Genomic DNA, 23,147 nt, shown 5'->3' with positions numbered 1-23,147 from the left:
TAAACTGGGTCCATGACCACTGGCCGGCACAGCGCCCTTGAACTTGACCCCGCCCTGGACGACTATCAGCTGGCATCCGCGCTGGTGCGCGAAGCCGGGCAACTGGCGCTCCTGATGCGCATGGCCGGGCTGCAGTCCCAGCAGAAAACCTCCATCTCCGACGTGGTGACCGCCGCGGACCACGCTGCGGAAGCCTACGTGCTGGGGCAGTTGCAGCGCTGCCGGCCGGAGGACGGCATCCTCGGGGAGGAAGGCGCCTCTGTGGCCGGCACCAGCGGCCGTACCTGGGTGATCGACCCCGTGGACGGCACCTACAACTTCCTGCACGGATCCACATACTGGTGCTCTGCCCTCGCGCTGAAGGACTCGTCCGATGTGCTGCTCGGCGCGATCTTCCAGCCCGAGGAGGACAAGCTATGGCTGGGCGGCACGGCCCACGCGGCCACGCTGAATGGAGAGGTACTGACCGCCTACCGGGACACGGACGCTGTCCAGGACGGCGGGGCGCGCAACGCAACCGCGCTCGCCGAACTCGGCGCAGCCACCTACATCCACCCCACCTGGCTGATGGATCCGCTCTGCGCCATGCCCTGGCATGCTGCGGCTACCTCCGCCGCGGCGTTGCGGATGTTCGGCTCAGGGTCCTGCGACTTGGGCCGGGTGGCCGATGGCCAGCTGGGATGCTGGTTCCAGCACAGCTGCCCGGAATGGGACTGGCTGCCGGGCAAGGCAATCGTCCGCGCCGCCGGCGGCGCCACGGACACGGTCCGGATCAACGGCCTGGACTGGTTTATGGCGGGAGGCACGACGGCGGTGCGGGAGCTTCGTGCCGCCCTCGAGTCGGGCTCCATCGCCTGAGTCCGGGACCGCCTTTGCGCGCTTCCCGGGTGGGGAGCACGGTGTTATCCACAGGCTGGACCTGACTGTCAGCCCCACCGCCTAGACTTGTAGGCACCATGGATATGTTGTTTGACCCGTACTCTGACGGACCGTTCAAGGCCGCCGCGCCAGCCTCCGCCCGCACCAAGTCGCGCCCGGAAGGCCTTGCCGCGGCCGCCGAATTCGGCGGCGGCGGACCAGGCGGCGGGTCCGAACACGCAGCAGAACAGGGCGCCCAGCGCACGGGCGGCTGGGCCAACCAGCAGCCCTCTCATGACGGCAACGGCGAGCCGGCCCACCACCGGCCCAATGCCGACGAACTCCTGCAGGGGCTTAACCCGCAGCAGGAGGAGGCCGTCAAGCACGCCGGCGGCGCCCTGCTGATTGTGGCCGGCGCCGGCTCGGGAAAGACCCGCGTCCTCAGTAACCGGATCGCGTACCTCATTGCCACGCACCGCGCGCATCACGGTGAGATCCTGGCCATCACGTTCACCAACAAGGCCGCCGCCGAGATGCGGGAGCGCATCGCGGCGCTGGTGGGTGGACGGGCCAAGATCATGTGGATCTCCACGTTCCACTCTTCCTGCGTGCGTATTCTGCGCCAGGAGGCCGCCAACGTCGGCCGGAAGTCGAACTTCTCCATCTACGACTCCGCGGACTCGCTGCGGCTGGTCATCCAGGTCTCCAAGAGCCTGGACCTGGACCCCAAGAAGTTCGCGCCCAAGGCCATCCAGCACAAGATCTCCGCGCTCAAGAACGAGCTCATCGACGCAGATGCCTACGCGTCCTCCGCGAACTACAACGATCCCTTCGAGTCCGCTGTGGCTGACGTCTTCAAGGGCTACACGCAGCGGCTGCGCCAGGCCAACGCCATGGACTTCGATGACCTCATCGCCGAGACGGTCTACATGTTCCGCGCCTTCCCGGCCCTTGCCGATTCCTACCGGCGGCGGTTCCGGCACGTCCTCGTGGACGAATACCAGGACACCAACCACGCCCAGTACGCCCTGGTCCGTGAAATTGTGGGTGAGGGCCCCGGCGCGTCCGAGCTCACCGTCGTGGGCGACTCCGACCAATCCATCTACGCCTTCCGCGGCGCCGACATCCGTAACATCGTGGAGTTCGAAAAGGACTACCCGGACGCCCGCACCATCAAACTGGAGCAGAACTACCGCTCCACGCAGAACATCCTCAGCGCGGCCAACTCCGTGATCTCACGCAACCCCAACCGCCCCGACAAGCGGCTGTGGACCGCCGAGGGCGAGGGCCACAAGATCATCGGCTATGTGGGCGAGAACGAGCACGCCGAGGCCCAGTTCATTGCCAAGGAGATTGACCGGCTCCAGGACGAGGACAACCTCCGCCCCGGTGATGTTGCCATTTTCTACCGCACCAACGCGCAGTCCCGTTCCATTGAGGACGTGCTGGTCCGGGTAGGGCTGCCGTACAAGGTGGTGGGCGGCACCCGCTTCTACGACCGCAAGGAAATCAAGGATGCCCTCGCGTACCTCCGCGTTCTGGTGAACCCGGACGACGACGTCAACCTGCGCCGGGTGCTCAACGAACCCAAGCGCGGCATTGGTGACCGCGCCGAAGGTGCCGTGGCCGCACTGGCCGAGCGCGAACGGATGTCGTTCATGGCCGCCGCCCGGCGGGCTGAAGAAGCTCCCGGCATGGCCACCCGTTCCGTCAACGCCGTCCTCGGGTTTGTGAAACTGCTGGACGATCTCGCAGAGGTTGCCTCCGGTTCGGGTGCCGCCGCCGCGCTGGAGGCTGTCCTGGAACAGACCGGCTACCTTGCCGGGCTGCGTTCCAGCACTGATCCACAGGATGAGTCCCGCGTGGAGAACCTGGCGGAACTCGTCGCCGTCGTACGTGAATACGAACAGGAGAACCCGGAAGGGTCCCTGGGTGCGTTCCTGGAACAGGTGTCCCTGGTGGCAGACGCGGACCAGATCCCGGACGCCCCCGGCGCGGACATTGACGCCGCCGTCGCCGAAGCCAAACGCCTGGGCGTGGTCACGCTGATGACCCTCCACACCGCCAAGGGGCTCGAATTCCCGGTGGTGTTCCTGACCGGCATGGAACACGGGCTGTTCCCGCACCAGCGCTCGGCCACGGACCCCAAGGAACTCGCCGAGGAACGCCGGCTGGCCTACGTGGGCCTGACCCGCGCGCGCAAGCGCCTCTACGTCACCCGGTCAGAAGTCCGCAGCATGTGGGGCCAAAGCCAGTACAACCCGGCCAGCCAGTTCCTCGAGGAAATTCCCGCCGAGCTGCTGGACTGGAAACGCGAAGGCACCAGCCGGCAGTCCGGCGGCTGGGGGAGCAGCAGCGCGTCGATCGGTTCCAGCCGTTACGGCGGATCCTTCTGGGGCGCCGGAACGTCCCGCGGCGCGGCCGCCGATTCCTCGGCGGGCTTCAACGCGGACGTTCCCGCAGCGATCGCCAAGAACCGGGTCCAGCCGCAGAAGGAGATTGTGGCCGTCAGTGTGGGCGACAAGGTCAACCACACCAGCTTCGGCAACGGCACGGTGCTGGCGCTGGAAGGCGCGGGGGACAAGACGGTGGCCAAGGTGAAGTTCAGCGTCGGCGAGAAGCGTCTGCTGCTCCGCTACGCGCCGCTCACGAAGCTCGACGCCTGACCACGCTTGCCCTTGTCCGGGCACCCCGGCTGGCTTACAGTTCAGGAACGCGCGTACCCGGGAAACAGCCGGTAGCCGGGGAACCGGTGAAGCGCAGGCCACTTGAGCACAGCAGAACTTGAGCACCGCAGAACTTGAGCACAGCAGATTCGGGGGCACCACTGTGAAGATCCTGTTCGCCAGCCAGGCCATTGACGGCCATTTCAACCCCATGACGGGCGTGGCGATGCGGCTCAAGGACCGTGGCCACGAGGTGGCCTGGTACACGGGTCCGGTCTATGCGGACAGGCTCGGCGGCATGGGAATCCAGCACTTCCCCTTCCGCAGGGCCATCGAGCACCGCGCGGACAACCTCAATGAGCTCTATCCGGAGCGGGCCAAGCTTAAGGGCCCACGGGCCATCGGCTTCGACGGCGAGAAGATTTTCGCCAGCAACGTCAGCCACTTCTTCGAGGACATCCGCGAGGTCGCCCAGGAGAATCCCTTCGACGTTCTTGTAGCGGACAGTTCCATGTTCATTCACCGGCTCGTCTCCCACTTGATGGGCAAGCCGGTGGTGAATTTTGTTGCGATCCCCAACATGGAAAGCGACCCGCAGGTGCCGCCGCTTTTCTTCGGGTTCCGGCCGCCCCGTAATCCCGTGCAGAAGGCTATCCAGGGCATGGCCGGACTGCTGTCCGACAAGGTCATCCTTCGGCCGGCCAGCCAAAGCTACCGCCGGCAGCATGCCGCCTACGGCCAGGCTGTTCCGCGGGAAGGCCGGCTGACGGACGAACCCTATCGGTGCTCGGACGCCATTATCCAGACCGGCCCGGAATCCCTCGATTTCCCGCGGCGCCGGGTCAACCCCAAAGTGCACTATGTCGGTGCGCTCCTGCCGTACCGTGCGGCCGGGCAGGCCGGCACCGTGTCCGGCGGGTCCGGCGGGGACGGCGGCTTTCCCCGGTCCTATCCCGCAACACTCGTTGTCACCCAGGGAACGGTGGACAACCTTGACCAGGACAAACTCATCGTTCCGTCGCTTGAGGCGGTCAAGGACATGGATGCGTTGGTCATCGTGGCAACCGGCGGGCACGGCACCGAAGAGTTGAAAGCCCGGTACGCGCAGCCCAACGTGGTGGTCCAGGACTACGTGGACTTCGCGGAGGTCTTTGACTTCACGGATGTCTTTATCACCAACGGCGGATTCGGCGGTGTGCAGCTGAGCCTGTCCAAGGGGGTTCCCTTGGTGGTTTCGGGCATCAACGAGGGCAAAAGTGACGTCAACGCCCGGGTGGAACACGCCGGCGTCGGCATTAACCTCCGGACGGAGTCACCCAAGTCCGCGGACATAGCCGCTGCCGTTCGAAAGGTCCTGGCGGATCCCGGCTGGAAATCCCGTGCCCGGACGATGCAGGAGCAGTTCGACCGTGAGGATCCCGCCGAAGCTGCTGCCGCCGTCGTAGAGGCCGCCGGGACGCGCCCGACGGCCTGAGACCGCTGCCGGGGCATAATGGTTGCCATGCGACGGACTGTACTGGGGATCCTGGCCGCCTTCTTCCTGCTGGCAGGCACTGCCTGCAGCATCACCACCGAGGACCCGGGCTATGTGGCTCCGCCGCCGCTGCCGGCCATGGAACACCTGGAACAAGCAGCGCTGGCCGACCCCGCCGCGTTCAAGGCCGCCGGGGATGTCCTGTCCTTCATCACGGAGGACCGGAACATTGTGTGCTCCCTGACATCGGCCCGTGGGGAACACCTCAACCTGCCGTATGAGTCGAACAGCTTCAGTGATGCGGCCAACAACAAGCTCGCCACCGTCCCGGTGGCGCATTGCGAGCTTGCCGGTTACCCCAAGCCTGCCGCGGGCGACATCCAGGACGACTGCGCCGGCACCGGCCTGGGGTACCTCGGCGGAACGGCGCTGCTCAGCCCGGACAAGGCAACGTATGGGGAGTGCCGTTCCGGCGTCACACAAATGGAGGCAGCCTACGGACCCAAGGGAAACAAGAGCGGCCTGCTGACGGAACTGCTGGTCCTCGCCGAGGGCCAGAACCTGGAACGGAACGGGCTGCGCTGTTCGGCCCATAACGGCGGCGTGGCGTGCGGAAACGTCTCGGCCGGCGTCGGATTCTTTGTGGCCCGGGACCGCTACGAACTTATTTCCAAGGACGCGGCAACAGCCTCCCAGGCACCCGCGGAGGCCTCAAAAACCCCGTAATCTAGGCGTTTTTCTACGCTCCATAGAATAGTGTCGTTACTCACATAAGCGGTAGTGTGGAACGGGCCGGTCCTCTGAGAGGGCTAGAGTTCCGAATGGAGCATTGCGCTGTGGGGCCCGTTTCCGGACTGGTCGCAGGTGCAGGCAATCCGCAGCCCGGTCATCGTCTTCGGCGGTGCCCGACTGTACAGAAACTACTTCGACGTAGAAGGACACTAAACCGTGGACCTGTTTGAATACCAGGCGCGCGATATGTTCGAGGCGCACGGTGTACCCGTGCTTGCCGGCATCGTGGCGTACACCCCAGAAGAAGCAAAGGCAGCTGCCGAGAAAATCGGCGGCGTAACTGTCGTTAAGGCCCAGGTTAAGGCTGGTGGCCGCGGTAAGGCTGGCGGCGTCAAGGTTGCCAAGACCGCCGATGAGGCGTTTGAGCACTCCACCAACATCCTGGGCATGGACATCAAGGGCCACACCGTCAACAAGGTGATGATTGCCCAGGGTGCCGACATTGCCGAGGAGTACTACTTCTCCGTCCTGCTGGACCGGGCCAACCGCAACTACCTGGCCATGTGCTCGGTAGAAGGTGGCATGGAAATCGAACAGCTCGCCGTCGAACGCCCTGAGGCGCTCGCCAAGATCGCCATCGACCCCGCTGTGGGCATCGACCAGGCCAAGGCCGACGAAATCGTCGCAGCTGCAGGCTTCGATGAGGAACTGCGCGGCAAAGTCGCCGCCGTGATCCTCAAGCTCTGGGACGTTTTCAAGAAGGAAGACGCCACCCTGGTTGAGGTCAACCCGTTGGTCAAGACCGGCGCCGGCGACATCGTGGCACTGGACGGCAAGGTCTCCCTCGACGAGAACGCCGACTTCCGCCACGCCAAGCACGCCCTCCTTGAAGACAAGGACGCTGCAGATCCGCTCGAGGCCAAGGCCAAGGCGCAGGACCTGAACTACGTCAAGCTGGACGGCTCCGTGGGCATCATCGGCAACGGTGCAGGCCTGGTCATGTCCACCCTGGACGTTGTTGCCTACGCCGGTGAAAACCACGGCAACGTCAAGCCCGCCAACTTCCTGGACATCGGCGGTGGAGCTTCCGCCGAGGTCATGGCTGCTGGCCTCGACGTCATCCTGGGCGACCCGCAGGTCAAGTCCGTGTTCGTGAACGTCTTCGGTGGCATCACCGCGTGTGACGCCGTCGCCAAGGGCATCGTTGGCGCGCTGGCCGAGCTGGGCCACTCCGCGAACAAGCCGCTGGTAGTCCGCCTCGACGGCAACAACGTTGAAGAAGGCCGCCGCATCCTGGCCGAGGCCAACCACCCGCTGGTTACCCTGGCCGCCACCATGGACGAGGGCGCCGACAAGGCCGCCGAGCTCGCCAACGCAGCTAAGTAAAGGGACGCACCATGTCTATCTATCTGAACAAGGACTCCAAGGTCATCGTCCAGGGCATCACCGGCGGCGAAGGCACCAAGCACACCGCCCTGATGCTGAAGGCCGGCACCAACATTGTTGGTGGGGTCAACGCCCGTAAGGCCGGCACCACGGTCCTGCACGGCGACACCGAAATCACCGTTTTTGGCACCGTCAAGGAAGCCATGGCTGAAACCGGCGCCGACGTCTCCATCGTCTTCGTCCCGCCGGCATTCACCAAGAACGCCGTGGTTGAGGCCATCGAAGCAGGCATCGGCCTGGTCGTCGTCATTACCGAAGGCGTGCCGGTCCAGGATTCCGCCGAGTTCTGGGCACTGGCCCAGTCCACGGTTGACGCCGACGGCAAGCAGGTCACCCGCATCATCGGCCCGAACTGCCCCGGCATCATCACGCCGGGCGAAGCGCTGGTTGGCATCACGCCGGCCAACATCACGGGCAAGGGCCCCATCGGCCTGGTTTCCAAGTCGGGCACCCTGACCTACCAGATGATGTACGAGCTGCGCGACCTTGGCTTCTCCACCGCCATCGGCATCGGCGGCGACCCCGTCATCGGCACCACCCACATCGACGCCCTGGCCGCGTTCGAGGCTGACCCCGAGACCAAGGCGATCGTGATGATCGGCGAAATCGGCGGCGACGCTGAAGAGCGTGCTGCCGACTACATCAAGGCACACGTCACCAAGCCGGTTGTTGGCTACGTTGCCGGCTTCACCGCTCCCGAAGGCAAGACCATGGGCCACGCCGGCGCCATCGTCTCCGGTTCCGCCGGAACCGCCCAGGCCAAGAAGGAAGCCCTCGAGGCTGCAGGCGTGAAGGTCGGCAAGACGCCGTCCGAGACCGCCAAGCTGCTGCGCGAAGTTTTCGCAGCGCTCTAGTAGTTCTGTAAGAGCAACGCGGGGTCACTCCCTGCCCGTTCCAGAGGTTGGATCGGGCACGGAGTGACCCCGCGTTCTTGGTTAAGTACGACGCCGGACGCTCACCACCGCCGCGATGGTGCCCGCCCCCGGCAGTTGCCCAGAGCTTGTCCCGCCGGGTTCACGGGCCGTTCACTGCGGATATTCCTGGCTGCTATGAGACGCGCCTAGCGTCTTTCGGGTGAACATATCTCAACGGAGACGCACCGGCCTGGTCGCAGCAGCGCTGCTGGCCGCCGTCCTGCTGCCCTTGCCCGCCGCCCACGCATCCGCCGCCCAAGTTTCTCCCGGCACAGTGTTGACCGCCGCTGAACCGGAGCCCGCGTACAGCCAGGACTTTTCCGGCCCGGGGCTCCCCGAAGGATTCACCGCCGTGGATGGCGCGTGGAAGGTGGAAAACGGGCGCCTGTATGGAACCAGCACATCGTCCAGCCAGCTCTCACGGGTGACCTTCGGCCCCCACCTGCCCAACTACCGGTTCGAAGCGACGGTCCGGTTTGAGAACGTCCTCAACGCGGGCCGCTGGTCTGCCCTCGCCCTGGACATGAAGCCCGACGGCGGTGTCCCGTTCTGGATAGCGACGATGCGTTCCGGGACGAAGGCGACAAACGGGCTGGAGTTTGCCGAACGGACGGCCGCCAACGGCTGGAACGTCACGGAGACTGCCTCCACGCCGTCGGACGCCGGCACCGGAAACGACGTGCGCGTGGCGGTCGAGGTGCGCGGCAGGAACGCCGTCTGGTACTTCAACGGTCAGGAAATGATGGAGACCAACCGGCTGATCAGAACGGACAGCGGCATCCTGGGCCTGGTGGCCAACGGCGCCACCGTCTCCTATGACGACATCAAGGTCACCGAACTGCCCGCCACGGAATCGCTGCTCGTCAAGCCCGGGCAGCAGCCCGCCGTGATCGCCCACCGTGGTGAGTCCGCCATCATTCCGGAGAACACGCTGCAGGCGCTCCTCTCCGGCGGCCGGGCCGGCGCGGACTGGATCGAAATGGACGTCAACACGTCCAAGGACGGGGTGCCGGTGGTCATCCACGACAACACCGTGGACCGCGTCACTGCCGGAACGGGCGACGTCTCCACCCTCACCGCCGGCTACATCGCCGGACTCGAGGCAGGCTCCTGGTTTGCACCCGCCTATGCCGGGGCCAAGGTGCCCACCTTGGCGGAATTCCTGGACCAGACCAACACCGAAGGAACCGGCCTGCTCCTGGAGGTCAAGGGCCCGGAGACGCGCGAGGAAGTGCAGCGGACCGTCGAAATGCTCAAGGAACGGGGCATGCTGAACCAGACCATCCTGCAAAGCTTCGACACCAACGTGCTGCAGTACGCACGCGACTACGAACCTTCGCTGCGGCTGGGACTGCTCCGCGGCGCCTTGGACACGGACGTTGTGGCGGCGGCCAAGCAGTTCGGAGCCGTGACGTACAACCCCAGCTGGTCCGCGCTTGCTGCCCGTCCGGCGGCCATCAAGGAACTCCACGATGCAGGCATCGCCGTGATGCCTTACACCGTGGACAATCCCCGGCAGTGGAAGGACATGACCGACGCCGGCGTTGACGGCATCATCACCAACCGGGCCGGGGCCCTGGTGGGCTTCCAAAGCGCTCTTGGCACAGCACCCACACCGGCCGCGCCCACCGTACGCTTCGCCGGAAACCTGGACGGCGTCGTGCTTGGCCGTGCGGACACTGTGGCTCCCGCCGTCGAAACCTCGAATGTGGACCACGTGTCCATCCAGCTGGACGGCCAGCCCATTGCTGAGGGCGACCAGAAAAAGGCGGCCAGCCTGGCCCTGGGGGAGCATACCCTGACTGCCAAGGCCACGGGGCCGGGCGGCGAGGCCACGGCATCCCTGACGTTTACCGTGCAGGCGAGCAAGGCCGGTCTGTATACGCTGCTGGTCACTGCCGGCGTCGACAGTAACGTGCGGGACCGCTTAATGAAGAATGTTGACCGTGATCGCTGGCAGGATGTGGCGGCCGATGCCACTGCCGCCGCCGGCAAGGGCTTGCCGCCGGAGCTGGCAGCCATCATTGCGGGGGACGCCGCAGCCCTTTAGCAAAGGCGGTTTTGCGAGCTGTACGACGACGGATGCCCACCTTCTCGTGGAAGGTGGGCATCCGTCGTCGTACTCGGGCGGTGGCTAGGTGTTCGCGTGGAGCCGGGGGAGTGCGTCCACCAGCGCGGCCAGCTCGGGAATCTCCTGTGCCTCGGCCAGGGCGCGTTCCAGCGTGGCGTCATGGACCGGCCGGGTTTCCTCCAGCAGGGCGATGCCGCTGGGCGTGAGCTCGGTGTAGATGCCGCGGCGGTCGTCCGCACAGAGGATCCGGGTCAGCAGGGCGCGGTCCTCGAGCCTGTTGACCAGCCGGGTGGTGGCGCTGGCGCTGAGCGCTGTGGCGCGGGCGAGCTGCTGCATGCGCATGTGCCAGCCGTCCTGGCGGCTGAGCGCGTCCAGCACGGTGTACTCCACCACTGACAGCTTTGATTCGGCCTGCAGCGAGCGTTCCAGCTCACCCTCGATCAGGCCGTGCAGCGCCGCGAGCGTGCGCCAACCCTGTGCCCGGACCTCTACGGCGTCGTCCTTGATGCCCATCTGACTTTCCTCTCGCGGGTACTCCAGCCGCCTGGCGGCGTGAGGCGGAGCACAATCGATAATAGTTGCTTGCGCGGTGTATCTGCTTGTGCAACAATAAATAACGCGTCTGCAACTACTAGCTTACGCGTCCTATCTCATTCCGTACAGTTTTCAAAGGAGCATCCACATGCCCATTGGCCTGATAGCCCTCGCCCTCGGCGGGTTCGGCATCGGACTCACCGAGTTCGTGATCATGGGCCTGCTGCCCGAGGTTGCCGCCGACTTCCAGGTCAGCGAGGCCACGGCAGGCTGGCTGATCTCCGGATACGCCCTCGCCGTCGTGGTCGGCGCCTTGGTGCTGACCGCGGCGGTGACCCGCTTCGAACGCAAGCCCGTTCTCGCCGTCCTGCTGGTGCTGTTCATCGCAGGCAACCTGGTCTCCGCCATCGCACCCGATTACGGAATGATGATGGTCGGCCGGATCATCGCCGCCCTGGCGCACGGTGCGTTCTTCGGGATCGGTGCCGTAGTGGCCGCGGACATGGTGGCCCCCACCAAGAAGGCCGGCGCCATCGCCATCATGTTCACCGGACTCACCGCCGCCAACGTCCTGGGCGTGCCGTTCGGCACCATGCTGGGACAGGCCGCGGGCTGGCGCTCGACGTTCTGGGCCATCACCGTTATCGGAGTCATCGCCCTGGCGGGAATCCTGGCGCTCGTTCCGAAGACCGGCCACGGCGACACCACGCCCGGAACCCTGCGCAGTGAACTGCGCGCCTTCCGCTCCGGCCAGGTGTGGCTCTCCATCCTGGTCACGATCCTCGGCTACGGCGGGATGTTCGGCGCCTTCACCTATATCGCCTTCACGCTCACCGAGGTCTCCGGCTTCGCCGCCTCCACCGTTCCGTGGCTGCTGATCGTCTTCGGCGTAGGCCTCTTCATCGGCAACACCATCGGCGGCAAGGCGGCGGACCGCAACGTGGACCGCACGCTCGTCGTGGTGCTCTCCGTGCTGGTGGTTGTGCTCGTCGGCTTTGCCCTGACCGCTGGCAACCAGGTGCTCACCGTTGCCTCCATCGTCCTGATGGGCGGCTTCGGATTCGCCACCGTGCCGGGACTGCAGATGCGCGTGATGAAGTACGCCTCCAGCGCCCCCACCCTCGCCTCCGGCGCCAATATCGGTGCCTTCAACGTGGGCAACGCCCTCGGCGCCTGGCTCGGGGGAGTGACCATCACCGCCGGACTCGGCTACACCTCGCCCATCTGGGCCGGCGCCGGCATCACCCTGCTGGGGCTGGTGGTGATGATCATCGCCGCGGCCGGAGCCAAGCGGGCCGTCCGGCAGGCGGCGCCCGACGCCGACGCCTCCGTCGCTCCCGACGGCCGTGTGGCCGCCGAACCCGTAGCCGTCCTTCACTGAGCCTTCAACACCCAATCCTCAACCTGCAACAGGAGAACCCATGACTTCCACCCCCATCGCCACGTCCATCCCCGAGATCACCCTCAACAACGGCGTGCGGATGCCGCAGCTGGGGTTCGGCGTCTTCCAGGTGTCCGACGCCGACACCACCGCCGCGGTCAGCCACGCCCTTGCTGCCGGGTACCGGAGCATCGACACTGCGGCCATCTACGGCAACGAGGCGGGTACCGGGCGAGCCATCGCCGAGTCCGGCATCGACCGCGAAGAGCTATTCATTACGTCCAAGCTGTGGGTGGCCGACCTCGGCTACGACGCCACGCTGGCAGCGTTCGAGGCCAGCCTGGACAAGCTGGGACTGGACTACCTGGACCTCTACCTCATCCACTGGCCCGCGCCGGCAACCAACCTGTACCTCGAGTCCTGGCGGGCGCTGGAGCACCTGCTGGCCAGCGGCAAGGCTCGGGCCATCGGCGTCTCCAACTTCCTCCCCGAGCACCTGCAGAAGGTCATTGACCTGGGCGGCACGGTCCCGGCCATTAACCAGATTGAGCTCCACCCGGCCCTGCAGCAGCGGGACATCGCGGACTTCAATGCCGCGCACGGGATCGCCACGGAAGCCTGGAGCCCGCTCGCGCAGGGTGCCGTGCTGGCAGATCCGGCCGTTGTGGAGATCGCGGCAAAGCATGGCGTGAGTCCTGCCCAGGCCATCCTTCGCTGGCACCTGCAGCAGGGCCGGATCATCATCCCCAAGTCCGTCACCCCGCAGCGGATCCGGGAGAACCTGGACGTCTTCGGCTTCGACCTGACCACGGATGAACTGTCGGTTATCGACGGCCTGGAGCGCGACGGCCGCACCGGCCCGCACCCGGCGGAGTTCAACGGCTAGGAAAAGCCCACCCTCGGGCCTCGACAGGCTCGACAACGAGTACGACGGCGGCCGGTTACCTTCTCCAGGAAGGTGACCGGCCGCCGTCGTACGCGTTTAAGTTCTGTCCTAGACCTTGGCGCCGCTGAGCAGTTCGTCGAGCCGCTCGTAGCCCTCGGTCATGCCGCCTTCCATGCCGGACTGCGCCATCCCGTCGCGGGCCTCCTGCGTGGGGTAGACCGAGTGGCCCCGCAGGCGGGTGCGTCCGTTGCCGAGGTCCTCAAACGTCATGAATTCAAGGCTGACAACGTCCGGGTAGCCGCCGAACTCGAAGGTCTGGATGGCGAATTCGTTTTCCCGGACGGTGTGGAAGACCCCGCTGAACTCATAGGCGACGCCGTCCGGCCCCGTGTGCAGGTAGCTGTAGCTGCCGCCGGTGCGGAAATCGTAGTGGTCGATGTCCATCTTCAGTCCCCGCGGGCCGAGCCACTGGACGATCAGGTCCGGGTCCTTATGCGCGCGGAACACGTCCGCAACGGGGAAATCGAACTCACGCTCGTAGTCGATAAAAGGAAGGCCGTCGGGAACGCTGAGTTTCAGGGAATTGCTCATGATGACTCCTTAGCATTGCTCGCCGCTGGTGCGGCGCTGGATCGAAGCACGGCGTCCAGGCTGCGGAACTGCTCTTCGCGGACCAGCCGGTACTGGTCGATCCACGCTGTGAGTGCCTCCAGCCGTGCGGGATTCAGGTGGACGGGCCGGCGCTGGGCTTCCCTGCTGCGGGTGACGAGCCCTGCCTGCTCGAGGACCTGGATGTGCTTCGAGACCGCCTGTTTGGTGATCGCGAAGGGTTCCGCCAGTTCATTGACTGTTGCCTGCCCGCGGCTGAGCCGGGCGATGATCCGCCGCCGCACGGGGTCGGCCAGGGCCATAAAGGCCGAGTCCAGGGTGCCGTCGTCGGGGTCCATCGTGCTGCAGGCCTTTCTCGATCCATTAATCAACTGATTCATTGATCAACTATCTGGTTGTTTAACCATACTCCCGGCCCGGCCTGGGCGGAAGGGTGTTTCGGGAATTTCCTTGCAGGTCAATTCGAAAGTTTGTTAGTATGTCAGGACAAACTTCAGGGAGATGAAAAAATGCCGCTGGTACGAATCGATGTTAATCACGGGCGCACCGCTGAACAGTTGCAGCGCTTGAGCAGGGGCATCCACGATGCCATCCTGGCGGAGTATGCCATCCCGGAGCGCGATTACTTCCACGTTCTCACGGAGCATCCGCAGGGCCAGATTGTCGCCCAGGATGCGGGACTCGGATTCGAGCGCACCCCCGATGTGGTGATGATCCAGATCTTTACGCAGGGCGGCCGGAGCCAGGCGGCCAAGCAATCGCTGTTTGCGGCGATCGCCGACCGGCTGGCGGAACTTGATATTGCCGGCGAGGACGTGTTTATCGGATACGTGGAGAATGCGGCCGGCGACTGGTCGTTCGGCTTCGGGCGGGCGCAGTACGTCACGGGTGAACTGGCGGTCCCCCGGAAGTAGTCCCAGGGGTGTCAATTTCGTCACCTAATGCAGGTTGTAAATATGTCAGTACAAACCTTTGACAGGACAATGATTCTAGGGCAAGGTAGTGGTTGTGGCCCCGCTCACGGGGGCCCGGCCAGGAACCGGAGTTCTAGCTCTTGCTGTAGAGGGTATGGAGCTCAAACCAGAAAGGTCCGCGATTACCGTGACCCACGAACTGCTCACGATCGGGCGCATCAGTGTCGATATCTACCCGAACGACATCGGGGTGGATCTGGAGGATGTCACGTCCTTCGGAAAGTACCTCGGAGGTTCCCCCTCCAATGTGGCCGTGGCCGCGGCGCGGCATGGCCGCACTGCAGGCGTGATCACGCGCACCGGCGACGACGCCTTCGGGAAATACCTCCACCGCGAACTGCGCAAGTTCAACGTGGACGATACGTTCGTTACCCCGGTGAAGGAATGGCCCACCGCGGTGACGTTCTGCGCCATCATGCCGCCGGATGATTTTCCGCTCTACTTCTATGGGCGTTTCCCCACGGCGCCCGATCTGCAGATCAACGCCGCCGAGCTGGACCTGGCTGCCATCCGCGACGCCGGAATCTTCTGGTCGACGGTGACCGGCCTGTGCCAGGAACCCAGCCGCGAGGCCCACCTGGCCGCCCATGCTGCCCGTCCCCGGACCGGCCTCAAGGAAGGCCAGTACACCATCCTGGACCTGGACTACCGGCCCATGTTCTGGGCCTCCGAAGAGGACGCCCGGTCCGAGATTGCCAAGGTCCTGCCGCACGTCACGGTGGCCATCGGCAACGACAAGGAATGTGCCGTCGCCGTAGGTGAAGGAACCCCCGACGAGCAGGCCGACCGGCTGCTGGCCGCCGGCGTCGAGATCGCCGTCGTCAAGCTGGGACCCGAAGGCGTGATGGCGAAGACCCGCACCGAACGCGTTGTCTCCGCGCCGGTCCCGGTGGAAACCCTCAACGGCCTCGGTGCCGGCGACTCGTTCGGCGGGGCCTTCTGCCACGGACTGCTGTCCGGCTGGCCGCTGGCCCAGGTCCTCGACTACGCCAACGCCGCCGGCGCCATTGTGGCCTCCCGGCTCTCCTGCGCCGACGCCATGCCGACGCCGGACGAGGTCACCTCGCTGCTCGCCGAACGCGGCCGCCTGGCACCCGCCCTGGCCGGTGCTGCCGCCTCACGCCCGTCCCACACCACAGTTTCCGAAGGAGCAGCGTCTTGAGCGCCAACGACGATCCCCGCCGCTACCAGCACCTGAGCGCCCTCCGGCTCGAAGACCCCGACGCCGTTGCCCGCGCGGCAGCCGCACGCCGGCGCCATCCGGGGCTGAAGTACGGTGTGCAGAACTTCATTGTTGCCGCCGACCACCCCGCCCGCGGAGCCCTCTCCGTGGGGAACGATCCGGTGGCCATGGCGGACCGCCGCGATTTGTTGGACCGCCTGCAGATCGCCCTGGCGAATCCCGCCGTCGACGGTGTCCTCGCGTCGCCGGACATCATGGACGACCTGCTCCTGCTGGGGGCGCTCGAAGGCAAGCTGGTCTTCGGCTCGATGAACCGCGGTGGCCTGGCCGGGCTCGTCAACGAAATCGATGACCGTTTCACCGGCCACACGGCCGCAGCCCTGGAAGCCCTGGGAGCCGACGGCGGCAAGATGCTGACCCGCATCTGCCTTGGCGACCCGGACACCGCCTCCGCCCTGGAAGCCACGGCGCGGGCCGTCGACTCGCTCGCCGCGCGCAAGCTGATCGCCATGGTGGAACCGTTCCTCTCGGTCTGGCAGAACGGCAAGGTCCGCAACGACCTCAGCCCGGACGCCGTCATCAAGTCCATTGCGATCGCCCAGGGCCTGGGCTCCACGAGCGCCTACACGTGGATGAAGCTGCCCGTGGTGGCCGAGATGGAACGCGTCATGGCGGCCACTACGCTGCCCACTGTGCTCCTCGGCGGGGACCCGGAAGGTACCCAGGATGAGGTCTTCGCCAGCTGGCAGGCCGCACTGGCCCTGCCCGGGGTCCAGGGCCTCACCGTGGGCCGGACCCTGCTGTACCCGGCCGACGGCGATGTGGCCGGGGCCGTAGCCACCGCCGCCTCGCTGCTCCAGACGCCCGTGCTGCAGTCATCAGTGAAAGGACCGGAGTAACTTCATGGCAACACGCAGAATGACGGTGGCCCAGGCCGTCGTCGAGTACCTTTCCAAGCAGTACACGGTGGACCGCATCGGCACCGAGGAGTATCGCGAACGCCTGATTCCGGGGACGTTCGGGATCTTCGGCCACGGGAACGTTGCCGGCGTCGGCCAGGCCTTGAAGCAATACCAGCAGCTCGATCCGGCCATCATGCCGTACTATCAGGGCCGCAACGAACAGGCCCAGTCCCACCAGGCTGTGGGCTACGCCCGCCACACCCGGCGCCGCCAGACGTTCGCCATCAGCACCTCGATCGGGCCCGGTTCCTCGAACCTCCTCACGGGCGCCGCTTTGGCGACGACGAACCGTTTGCCGGTGCTGCTGCTGCCCAGTGACACCTTCGCCACGCGCGCCGCGGACCCGGTGCTGCAGCAGCTCGAGCAGCCGTACGCCTACGACATCACGGTCAACGACGCGTTCCGGCCGCTGTCCAAGTTCTTCGACCGCGTCAACCGCCCGGAGCAGTTGTTCTCGGCGTTCCACCACGGCCTGCGGGTCCTGACGGATCCGGCCGAAACCGGTGCAGTCACCATCTCGCTGCCGCAGGATGTCCAGGCCGAGGCCTTCGACGTGCCTGAGGAGTTCCTGGCCGAACGCGAGTGGCGCATCCGCCGCCCCGAGGCCGACGACGAGGACATCCGCGGCGCCGCCGAGGCCATCCGTGCCGCGAAGCGCCCGCTGATCATCGCCGGCGGCGGCGTCCTCTACGCTTTCGCCAACGAGGAGCTCGCGGCATTTGCTGAGCTGACGGGCATCCCGGTGGGCAACACCCAGGCCGGCGTCGGCGTCCTGCCGTGGGACCACAAGTTCTCGCTCGGCGCGATCGGCTCCACCGGTACGACGGCGGCGAACGCCATCGCTGCCGAGGCGGACCTGATCATCGGCATCGGCACCCGGTATGAGGACTTCACCACGGCGTCGCGGACAGCCTTCCAGAACCCGGACGTCAAGTTCATCAACATCAATGTCGCCGCCATTGACGCGTACAAGCACGGCACCACGCTGCCCATCGTGGCCGACGCCCGCAAGGCCCTGGTCAAACTCAACGCAGCCCTCGGCGGCTACCGCGTCGGCGCGGACCTCGAACAGCAGATCGCCGCGGAGAAGAAGCGCTGGGACGCCACCGTGGACGAAGCCTTCGACACCCGCTTCACCCCGCTGCCGGCCCAGAACGAGATCATCGGCGCCACATCACGGGCCATGGACGCTCAGGATGTTGTCATCTGCGCGGCAGGCTCCCTGCCCGGTGACCTGCACAAGATGTGGCGCGTCCGGGACCCCTTCGGCTACCACGTGGAATATGCGTACTCCTGCATGGGCTACGAAATCCCCGGCGGGCTCGGCGTCAAGCGCGCCGCGCTGGCAGAAGCCAACCGTGGCGGCCAGCAGCGCGACGTTGTGGTCATGGTGGGGGACGGCTCCTACCTGATGATGCACACCGAACTGGTCACCGCCGTCGCCGAACGCATCAAGCTGATCGTGGTCCTGATCCAGAACCACGGCTATGCCTCCATCGGCTCGCTGTCCGAGTCCCTCGGTTCACAGCGGTTCGGCACCCAGTACCGGGCGCTGAACGAGGAACAGCACAGCTTCGACGAAGGCGAAACCCTGCCCGTGGACCTGGCCCTGAACGCCGAAAGCCTCGGCGTGAAGGTGATCCGGATCGAACCGGGGGAGAAGGTCATCGCCGAACTCGAGCAGGCCATCCGCGACGCCAAGGCCGCACCGGAGCGCGGCGGGCCCATCCTGATCCACGTTGAATCCGACCCCCTGCTGGACGCCCCGAGCTCCGAATCATGGTGGGACGTTCCCGTCTCCCAGGTCTCGGACCTCGACTCCACGCAGCAGGCCTTCAAGACCTATACCGACCACAAGAACCGCCAGCGCAAACTGCTCGGCTAGAACTCCCCCACAGACCAAAAGGAAGTCCAACACCATGTCAACGACGACCGTCACCACCACCATCAACCACTTCATCAACGGGGCAGAAACCGCCGGCGAGGGCACCCGCACCCAGCCGGTCTACAACCCGGCCACCGGCGCCGTCTCCGCTGAACTGCGGCTGGCGAATCGTGCGGACCTGGATGCCACCGTGGCCGCCGCCCGCGCCGCCGCCGACATCTGGGGCGACATCTCCCTGGCCAAGCGCACCAATGTGCTGTTCAAGTTCCGCGAGCTGGTTGCCGCGCACGTGGACGAGTTGGCGGAACTGATCACCGCCGAGCACGGCAAGGTCCTCTCCGATGCCAAGGGCGAGATCGGCCGCGGCCTCGAGGTCATCGAGTTCGCCTGCGGCATCCCGACCCTCCTCAAGGGCGACTACTCGGACCAGGTCTCCACCGGGATCGATGTCTTCTCCTTCCGGGAGCCGCTGGGCGTGGTCGCCGGAATCACGCCGTTCAACTTCCCCGTGATGGTGCCCCTGTGGATGGCCCCGATGGCCATCGCCGCCGGCAATACCTTCATCCTCAAGCCCTCCGAGCGTGACCCGTCCGCCTCGATGCTGCTGGCCAAGCTGTGGAAGCAGGCCGGCCTGCCGGACGGCGTGTTCCAGGTTCTGCACGGCGACAAGGAAACCGTGGAGGGGCTCCTGACCCACCCGGACGTGGACGGCATTTCCTTCGTCGGGTCCACCCCGATCGCCCAGTACGTCCACGAGACCGCCACCAAGCACGGCAAGCGCGTCCAGGCCCTGGGCGGTGCGAAGAACCACGCGATCATCATGCCCGATGCCGACCTGGACAACGCGGCAGACCACCTGGCCGCCGCCGCGTTCGGCTCCGCGGGGGAGCGGTGCATGGCGATTTCCGTCGCAGTCGCCGTCGGCGACGCCGCGGACCTGATCGTCAAGAAGGTCGAAGAGCGTGCCCTGGCCGTGAAGGTCAACAACGGCACCGTGCCCGACGCCGAAATGGGACCGGTCATCACGCCCGCGTCCAAGGAACGCATCGTGAAGATCGTCACCGAAGCGGAAGCTGCCGGCGCGGCGATGGTGGTGGACGGCCGCGACCTGGTGGTCCCCGGCCACGAGGACGGCTTCTGGGTGGGCCCCACCGTCATCGACCACGTCAAAACCGAAATGACCGCCTACACCGAGGAAATCTTCGGACCCGTGCTCGTTGTGGTCCGCGTTGACACCCTGGAAGACGGCATCAACCTGATCAACTCGAACCCGTACGGCAACGGCACCGCCATCTTCACCTCCTCCGGTGCGAACGCCCGCAAGTTCCAGCGCTCGGTGACCGTGGGCATGATCGGCATCAACGTGCCGCTGCCCGTGCCTGTGGCGTACCACTCCTTCGGCGGCTGGAAGGCCTCGCTGTTCGGCGACAAGCACATCTACGGCCCGGAAGGCGTGTCCTTCTACACCCGTGGCAAAGTGGTCACGTCCCGCTGGCCGGAACCCACCCATGCCTCGGGTGCCTCCTACAACTTCCCGTCCAACTGACGCCCCTAAAACCGTAGTTTCGACGGGCTCAACCACCGGTGGTTGAGCCTGTCGAAACCAGAAGGAACAGCAATGACTGAGAACAAGCTGATCATCGGAACCGCTCCGGACTCGTGGGGCGTGTGGTTCGCGGATGACCCCCAACAGACTCCGTGGGAACGCTTCCTCGACGAAGTGGCCGAGTCCGGCTACAAGTGGATCGAACTCGGTCCGTACGGTTACCTGCCGAACGATCCAACGCGGTTGGCCGAGGAACTCAAGGCGCGCGACCTGAAAGTCACAGCCGGGACGGTCTTCACGGCTTTCCACCGCGGCGCCAGGCAATACGATGAAGCTTGGGAGCCGGCCCGCAAGGTGGCCGAACTGACGGCCGCCATGGGCGGCGAGCACATCGTGGTCATTCCGGCCATGTGGCGCGACGACGTCACCGGTGAGGCAGTGGAAAGCGGTGAGCTCTCACAGGAACAGTGGGGGGACCTTTTCGCCGGCCACAACCGCATGGGCAAGGTCCTGCTGGAAGACTTCGGCCTGAAGCAGCAGTTCCACTCACACGCCGATTCGCACGTTGGTGCGCAGCAGGACATCGAGACCCTGCTGGCCTCAACGGACCCCGAATACCTGAATCTGTGCCTGGACACCGGCCACGCCGAGTACTGCGGTGCGTCCAGCCTGGAGCTGATCAAGAACTACCCGGACCGCATCGGCTACCTGCACCTGAAGCAGATCAACCCGGACGTCCTGAAAAAGGTCAACGAAGAAAACATGACCTGGGCAGCCGCAAACCTCGCCGGCGTTATGACCGAGCCGCCGAACGGGCTGCCGGACCTCCGCGCCGTGATCGAAGCAGTGGAGGCACTTAACCGCCCGATCTTCGGCATCGTGGAGCAGGACATGTATCCGGTGGCGTTCGACGTGCCGATGCCCATCGCCAAGCGAACCCGCAACTACCTCCTCTCCTGCGGCTCCCGCACCACCGTCAGCTAACCCCCGATACCCAGCACCCCGATACTAAGGACAGAACAATGACTGACATTCTCCGCGTTGCCGTCATCGGCGCAGGCCGCATGGGTGCGGACCACATCAAGCGCCTCAGCACGCGCATCCACGGCGCCGAAGTGGCCGCCGTCGTCGACGTCGACCTCTCCCGGGCCCAGGCCGCCATCGAAGGGATCGACGGCGCCGTGGCCCTGGCCAGCGCCGACGAAGCGCTCAACAACGGCGACGTCAACGCCGTGCTGATCGCCACACCGGGCTTCCTCCACGAGGAAATCCTCTACAAGGCACTGGAAAAAGGCTTTCCCATCCTCTGCGAGAAGCCCCTCACCCCGGACGCCGAAAGCGCGTGGAACGTTGTCCAGGCCGAAACGGCGCTGGGGCACAAGCGCATCCAGGTGGGCTTCATGCGCCGCTTCGACGCCGAATACGCCGCCCTGGGCTCCGTCATCCGCGACGGCGAACTGGGCGAGCTGCTGATGCTGCACCACCAGCACCGCAACCCCACCACACCGGCCGGCTTCACCAACGAGATGCTGATCAACGACTCCGTGGTCCACGAGTTCGATGCCATCCGCTTCTTCACCGGTGAGGAAATCACGTCCGTGCAGGTCCGCCTGGGCAAGGCCACCCGCAACGCCCCGAACGGCCAGCACGATCCACAGCACGTCCTGCTCGAAACCGAATCGGGTGTCCTGGCCGACGTCGAGATCTACGTCAACGCCAAGTTCGGCTACCAGGTCGCCACGCAGGCGTCGTTCGAGGACGGCATCGTGAGCATCGGCGGCGACGCCGGACCGTACGTCCAGTCAGCCGGCCGTTGGGGCGGCAAGGTCACCCCCGGCTTCGAGGAACGCTTCGGTGCCGCGTACGACGTCGAGATCCAGGCTTGGGTGGACGCTGCCCGTCGCGGCGAAATCGGCGGTCCCACAGCCTGGGACGGTTACGCCACCGCAGCCTGCTGCGAGGCCGGCGTTGAGGCCCAGAAGTCGGGCGAGAAGGTAAAGGTCCAGCTCAACGCCAAGCCGGACCTCTACAACTAGCAGCCCCTGCAAACCAGAAGGCGGCCTGTCGGCAGCAGACCGGCGGGCCGCCTTCTTTGCTCGCACCATCGAAGTTTTCCAAACACAAAGGAGTGACCATGAAAATCGCCCTGGACCCCACCCCGTTCCACCACAGCCACAGCCTGCTGGAATTTCCGCGCGTGGCCGCCGATCTCGGTTACAAGTACCTGCAGCTGACTCCGCACGCGGACATGATCCCCTTCTACAACCACCCCAAAGCCGACGATGAGCTTGTGGCCCAGATGAACAAGGCCTGCAAGGATGCCGGCGTCGAAATCGCGTCCGTCCTGCCGGTGCTGCGCTGGTCCGGCCCGGATGAGGATGCCCGCGAAGCAGCGGTCCGCTACTGGAAGCGTGCCATCCAAATTGCCGTGGACCTTGGCGTCAGCACCATGAACACCGAATTCAGCGGGCGCCCCGAAAAAGCCGAAGAATCCGAGCGCGCCTTCTACCGCTCCATGGAAGAGCTGCTGCCCATCATCGAGCGTGAGGGCCTTGATGTCCTGATCGACCCGCACCCGGACGACTTCGTCGAAGACGGCGTCGCCGCCATCCGTGTCATCCGCGGCATCAACTCGCCCAACATCGGCATGGTCTACGTGGCCTCGCATTCCTTCCACATGGGCAACAAGCCGCTGGAGATCATGCGGGCAGCGGGGGACAAGCTGCGCCTGGTCCACGTCTCGGACACCATGGACCACCATGCCTCCCACGGCCTGCGCTACATCACCAACCCGCCCGGAAACGCGGTGCGGGTGCACCAGCACCTGAAAATCGGCGACGGCGACGTGAACTGGGATGAGTTCTTCGGCGGGCTCAAGGAAATCGGCTTCCTGGACAAGGACAACACCGTGATGGTGTCCAGTGTCTTCGCCGAGGACGACAACGCCGAGGACGTGTCCCGCTACCAGCTGGAGACGATGCGCAACTACGTCGCCCAGGCCAAGTAGTGGTGGGGAAGACGGACCA

The 23,147-nt window shown here is 65.6% G+C and carries 20 protein-coding genes; 17 read left to right on the top strand and 3 right to left on the bottom strand.

Going from position 1 to position 23,147, the window contains the following annotated elements:
* The first annotated feature begins 12 nt into the window (after positions 1–12).
* The 7 genes from MUN23_RS04235 to MUN23_RS04205 all read left to right on the top strand — a co-directional run bounded on the left by MUN23_RS04235 (position 13) and on the right by MUN23_RS04205 (position 10,140).
* On the top strand, positions 13–858 hold the full coding sequence (locus MUN23_RS04235) for an inositol monophosphatase family protein (protein WP_248762267.1): 846 nt from the start codon (positions 13–15) through the stop codon (positions 856–858).
* A gap of 98 nt (positions 859–956) precedes the next feature.
* Entirely contained in the window at positions 957–3,524 is a 2,568-nt protein-coding gene (pcrA, locus tag MUN23_RS04230) for a DNA helicase PcrA (RefSeq protein WP_248762265.1), read from the top strand.
* Positions 3,525–3,642: 118 nt separating this feature from the next.
* Positions 3,643–4,998 carry a glycosyltransferase gene (locus tag MUN23_RS04225; protein WP_248762264.1) on the top strand — a complete coding sequence of 452 codons (1,356 nt, stop codon included), beginning with the start codon at positions 3,643–3,645 and terminating at the stop codon, positions 4,996–4,998.
* An 18-nt stretch (positions 4,999–5,016) separates the two neighbouring features.
* A complete protein-coding gene (locus MUN23_RS04220; RefSeq protein ID WP_248762262.1) occupies positions 5,017–5,724 on the top strand; it encodes a hypothetical protein in 708 nt (235 codons plus the stop codon).
* Between the two features lie 222 nt (positions 5,725–5,946).
* Positions 5,947–7,116 (top strand): ADP-forming succinate--CoA ligase subunit beta, encoded by a 1,170-nt coding sequence (sucC, locus tag MUN23_RS04215; RefSeq protein WP_104062812.1) that lies wholly within the window; start codon positions 5,947–5,949, stop codon positions 7,114–7,116.
* 11 nt (positions 7,117–7,127) lie between these two features.
* On the top strand, positions 7,128–8,030 hold the full coding sequence (gene sucD / locus MUN23_RS04210; protein WP_248762261.1) for a succinate--CoA ligase subunit alpha: 903 nt from the start codon (positions 7,128–7,130) through the stop codon (positions 8,028–8,030).
* A gap of 220 nt (positions 8,031–8,250) precedes the next feature.
* Positions 8,251–10,140: a glycerophosphodiester phosphodiesterase family protein gene (locus MUN23_RS04205; protein WP_248762260.1), complete on the top strand. Its 1,890-nt coding sequence runs from the start codon at positions 8,251–8,253 to the stop codon at positions 10,138–10,140.
* A gap of 84 nt (positions 10,141–10,224) precedes the next feature.
* Here MUN23_RS04205 and MUN23_RS04200 read toward each other — a convergent pair whose 3' ends face one another.
* Positions 10,225–10,674: a MarR family winged helix-turn-helix transcriptional regulator gene (locus MUN23_RS04200; RefSeq protein WP_248762259.1), complete on the bottom strand. Its 450-nt coding sequence runs from the start codon at positions 10,672–10,674 to the stop codon at positions 10,225–10,227.
* A gap of 169 nt (positions 10,675–10,843) precedes the next feature.
* Here MUN23_RS04200 and MUN23_RS04195 point away from each other — a divergent pair, with 169 nt between their 5' ends.
* Both MUN23_RS04195 and MUN23_RS04190 read left to right on the top strand, forming a co-directional pair.
* On the top strand, positions 10,844–12,076 hold the full coding sequence (locus MUN23_RS04195; RefSeq protein WP_248762258.1) for an MFS transporter: 1,233 nt from the start codon (positions 10,844–10,846) through the stop codon (positions 12,074–12,076).
* 40 nt (positions 12,077–12,116) lie between these two features.
* Complete coding sequence (locus tag MUN23_RS04190; RefSeq protein ID WP_248762257.1) at positions 12,117–12,962, top strand: aldo/keto reductase; 846 nt, start codon at positions 12,117–12,119, stop codon at positions 12,960–12,962.
* A gap of 108 nt (positions 12,963–13,070) precedes the next feature.
* On the opposite strand, the gene MUN23_RS04185 is transcribed toward MUN23_RS04190, so the two are convergent.
* The gene (locus tag MUN23_RS04185; protein ID WP_248762256.1) at positions 13,071–13,553 is read right to left on the bottom strand and encodes an SRPBCC family protein; all 483 of its coding nucleotides are present in this window, start codon (positions 13,551–13,553) and stop codon (positions 13,071–13,073) included.
* Positions 13,550–13,909, bottom strand: coding sequence for a helix-turn-helix transcriptional regulator (locus MUN23_RS04180; protein WP_248763989.1), 360 nt, complete (start codon positions 13,907–13,909; stop codon positions 13,550–13,552). The genes MUN23_RS04185 and MUN23_RS04180 overlap by 4 nt, the downstream gene beginning before the upstream one ends.
* Before the next feature lie 171 nt (positions 13,910–14,080).
* Between MUN23_RS04180 and MUN23_RS04175 the strand changes: the two genes are divergently transcribed.
* The 8 genes from MUN23_RS04175 to MUN23_RS04140 all read left to right on the top strand — a co-directional run bounded on the left by MUN23_RS04175 (position 14,081) and on the right by MUN23_RS04140 (position 23,128).
* On the top strand, positions 14,081–14,485 hold the full coding sequence (locus MUN23_RS04175; RefSeq protein ID WP_248763988.1) for a tautomerase family protein: 405 nt from the start codon (positions 14,081–14,083) through the stop codon (positions 14,483–14,485).
* Between the two features lie 187 nt (positions 14,486–14,672).
* Positions 14,673–15,707, top strand: a complete 1,035-nt coding sequence (iolC, locus tag MUN23_RS04170) for a 5-dehydro-2-deoxygluconokinase (protein ID WP_248762254.1) — start codon at positions 14,673–14,675, stop codon at positions 15,705–15,707.
* Positions 15,704–16,627 carry a deoxyribose-phosphate aldolase gene (locus MUN23_RS04165; protein WP_248762253.1) on the top strand — a complete coding sequence of 308 codons (924 nt, stop codon included), beginning with the start codon at positions 15,704–15,706 and terminating at the stop codon, positions 16,625–16,627. Before iolC ends, MUN23_RS04165 begins: the two co-directional genes overlap by 4 nt.
* A 19-nt stretch (positions 16,628–16,646) precedes the next feature.
* Complete coding sequence (gene iolD, locus MUN23_RS04160) at positions 16,647–18,575, top strand: 3D-(3,5/4)-trihydroxycyclohexane-1,2-dione acylhydrolase (decyclizing) (RefSeq protein WP_248763987.1); 1,929 nt, start codon at positions 16,647–16,649, stop codon at positions 18,573–18,575.
* A 34-nt stretch (positions 18,576–18,609) separates the two neighbouring features.
* Positions 18,610–20,121: a CoA-acylating methylmalonate-semialdehyde dehydrogenase gene (locus MUN23_RS04155; protein WP_248762252.1), complete on the top strand. Its 1,512-nt coding sequence runs from the start codon at positions 18,610–18,612 to the stop codon at positions 20,119–20,121.
* Positions 20,122–20,193: 72 nt separating this feature from the next.
* Complete coding sequence (locus MUN23_RS04150) at positions 20,194–21,105, top strand: sugar phosphate isomerase/epimerase (protein WP_248762251.1); 912 nt, start codon at positions 20,194–20,196, stop codon at positions 21,103–21,105.
* Positions 21,106–21,143: 38 nt separating this feature from the next.
* On the top strand, positions 21,144–22,157 hold the full coding sequence (locus MUN23_RS04145) for a Gfo/Idh/MocA family protein (RefSeq protein WP_248762250.1): 1,014 nt from the start codon (positions 21,144–21,146) through the stop codon (positions 22,155–22,157).
* A 98-nt stretch (positions 22,158–22,255) separates the two neighbouring features.
* Positions 22,256–23,128, top strand: a complete 873-nt coding sequence (locus MUN23_RS04140) for a sugar phosphate isomerase/epimerase (protein ID WP_248762249.1) — start codon at positions 22,256–22,258, stop codon at positions 23,126–23,128.
* Positions 23,129–23,147 lie beyond the last annotated feature (19 nt).

The sequence above is a fragment of the Pseudarthrobacter sp. SSS035 genome (assembly GCF_023273875.1).
Taxonomy (GTDB): domain Bacteria; phylum Actinomycetota; class Actinomycetes; order Actinomycetales; family Micrococcaceae; genus Arthrobacter.
This window is presented reverse-complemented; position numbering and strand designations above follow the sequence as displayed.

Excerpts from the sequence above, each read along its gene's own strand:
- MUN23_RS04235 (WP_248762267.1), top strand. The coding sequence starts at position 13 with ATGACCACTGGCCGGCACAGCGCCCTTGAACTTGACCCCGCCCTGGAC.
- MUN23_RS04155 (WP_248762252.1), top strand. The coding sequence starts at position 18,610 with ATGTCAACGACGACCGTCACCACCACCATCAACCACTTCATCAACGGG.
- MUN23_RS04150 (WP_248762251.1), top strand. The coding sequence starts at position 20,194 with ATGACTGAGAACAAGCTGATCATCGGAACCGCTCCGGACTCGTGGGGC.
- MUN23_RS04175 (WP_248763988.1), top strand. The coding sequence starts at position 14,081 with ATGCCGCTGGTACGAATCGATGTTAATCACGGGCGCACCGCTGAACAG.
- MUN23_RS04220 (WP_248762262.1), top strand. The coding sequence starts at position 5,017 with ATGGTTGCCATGCGACGGACTGTACTGGGGATCCTGGCCGCCTTCTTC.
- MUN23_RS04190 (WP_248762257.1), top strand. The coding sequence starts at position 12,117 with ATGACTTCCACCCCCATCGCCACGTCCATCCCCGAGATCACCCTCAAC.
- MUN23_RS04145 (WP_248762250.1), top strand. The coding sequence starts at position 21,144 with ATGACTGACATTCTCCGCGTTGCCGTCATCGGCGCAGGCCGCATGGGT.
- MUN23_RS04185 (WP_248762256.1), bottom strand. The coding sequence starts at position 13,553 with ATGAGCAATTCCCTGAAACTCAGCGTTCCCGACGGCCTTCCTTTTATC.
- iolD (WP_248763987.1), top strand. The coding sequence starts at position 16,647 with ATGACGGTGGCCCAGGCCGTCGTCGAGTACCTTTCCAAGCAGTACACG.
- pcrA (WP_248762265.1), top strand. The coding sequence starts at position 957 with ATGGATATGTTGTTTGACCCGTACTCTGACGGACCGTTCAAGGCCGCC.
- MUN23_RS04200 (WP_248762259.1), bottom strand. The coding sequence starts at position 10,674 with ATGGGCATCAAGGACGACGCCGTAGAGGTCCGGGCACAGGGTTGGCGC.
- MUN23_RS04195 (WP_248762258.1), top strand. The coding sequence starts at position 10,844 with ATGCCCATTGGCCTGATAGCCCTCGCCCTCGGCGGGTTCGGCATCGGA.
- sucD (WP_248762261.1), top strand. The coding sequence starts at position 7,128 with ATGTCTATCTATCTGAACAAGGACTCCAAGGTCATCGTCCAGGGCATC.
- MUN23_RS04140 (WP_248762249.1), top strand. The coding sequence starts at position 22,256 with ATGAAAATCGCCCTGGACCCCACCCCGTTCCACCACAGCCACAGCCTG.
- MUN23_RS04180 (WP_248763989.1), bottom strand. The coding sequence starts at position 13,909 with ATGGACCCCGACGACGGCACCCTGGACTCGGCCTTTATGGCCCTGGCC.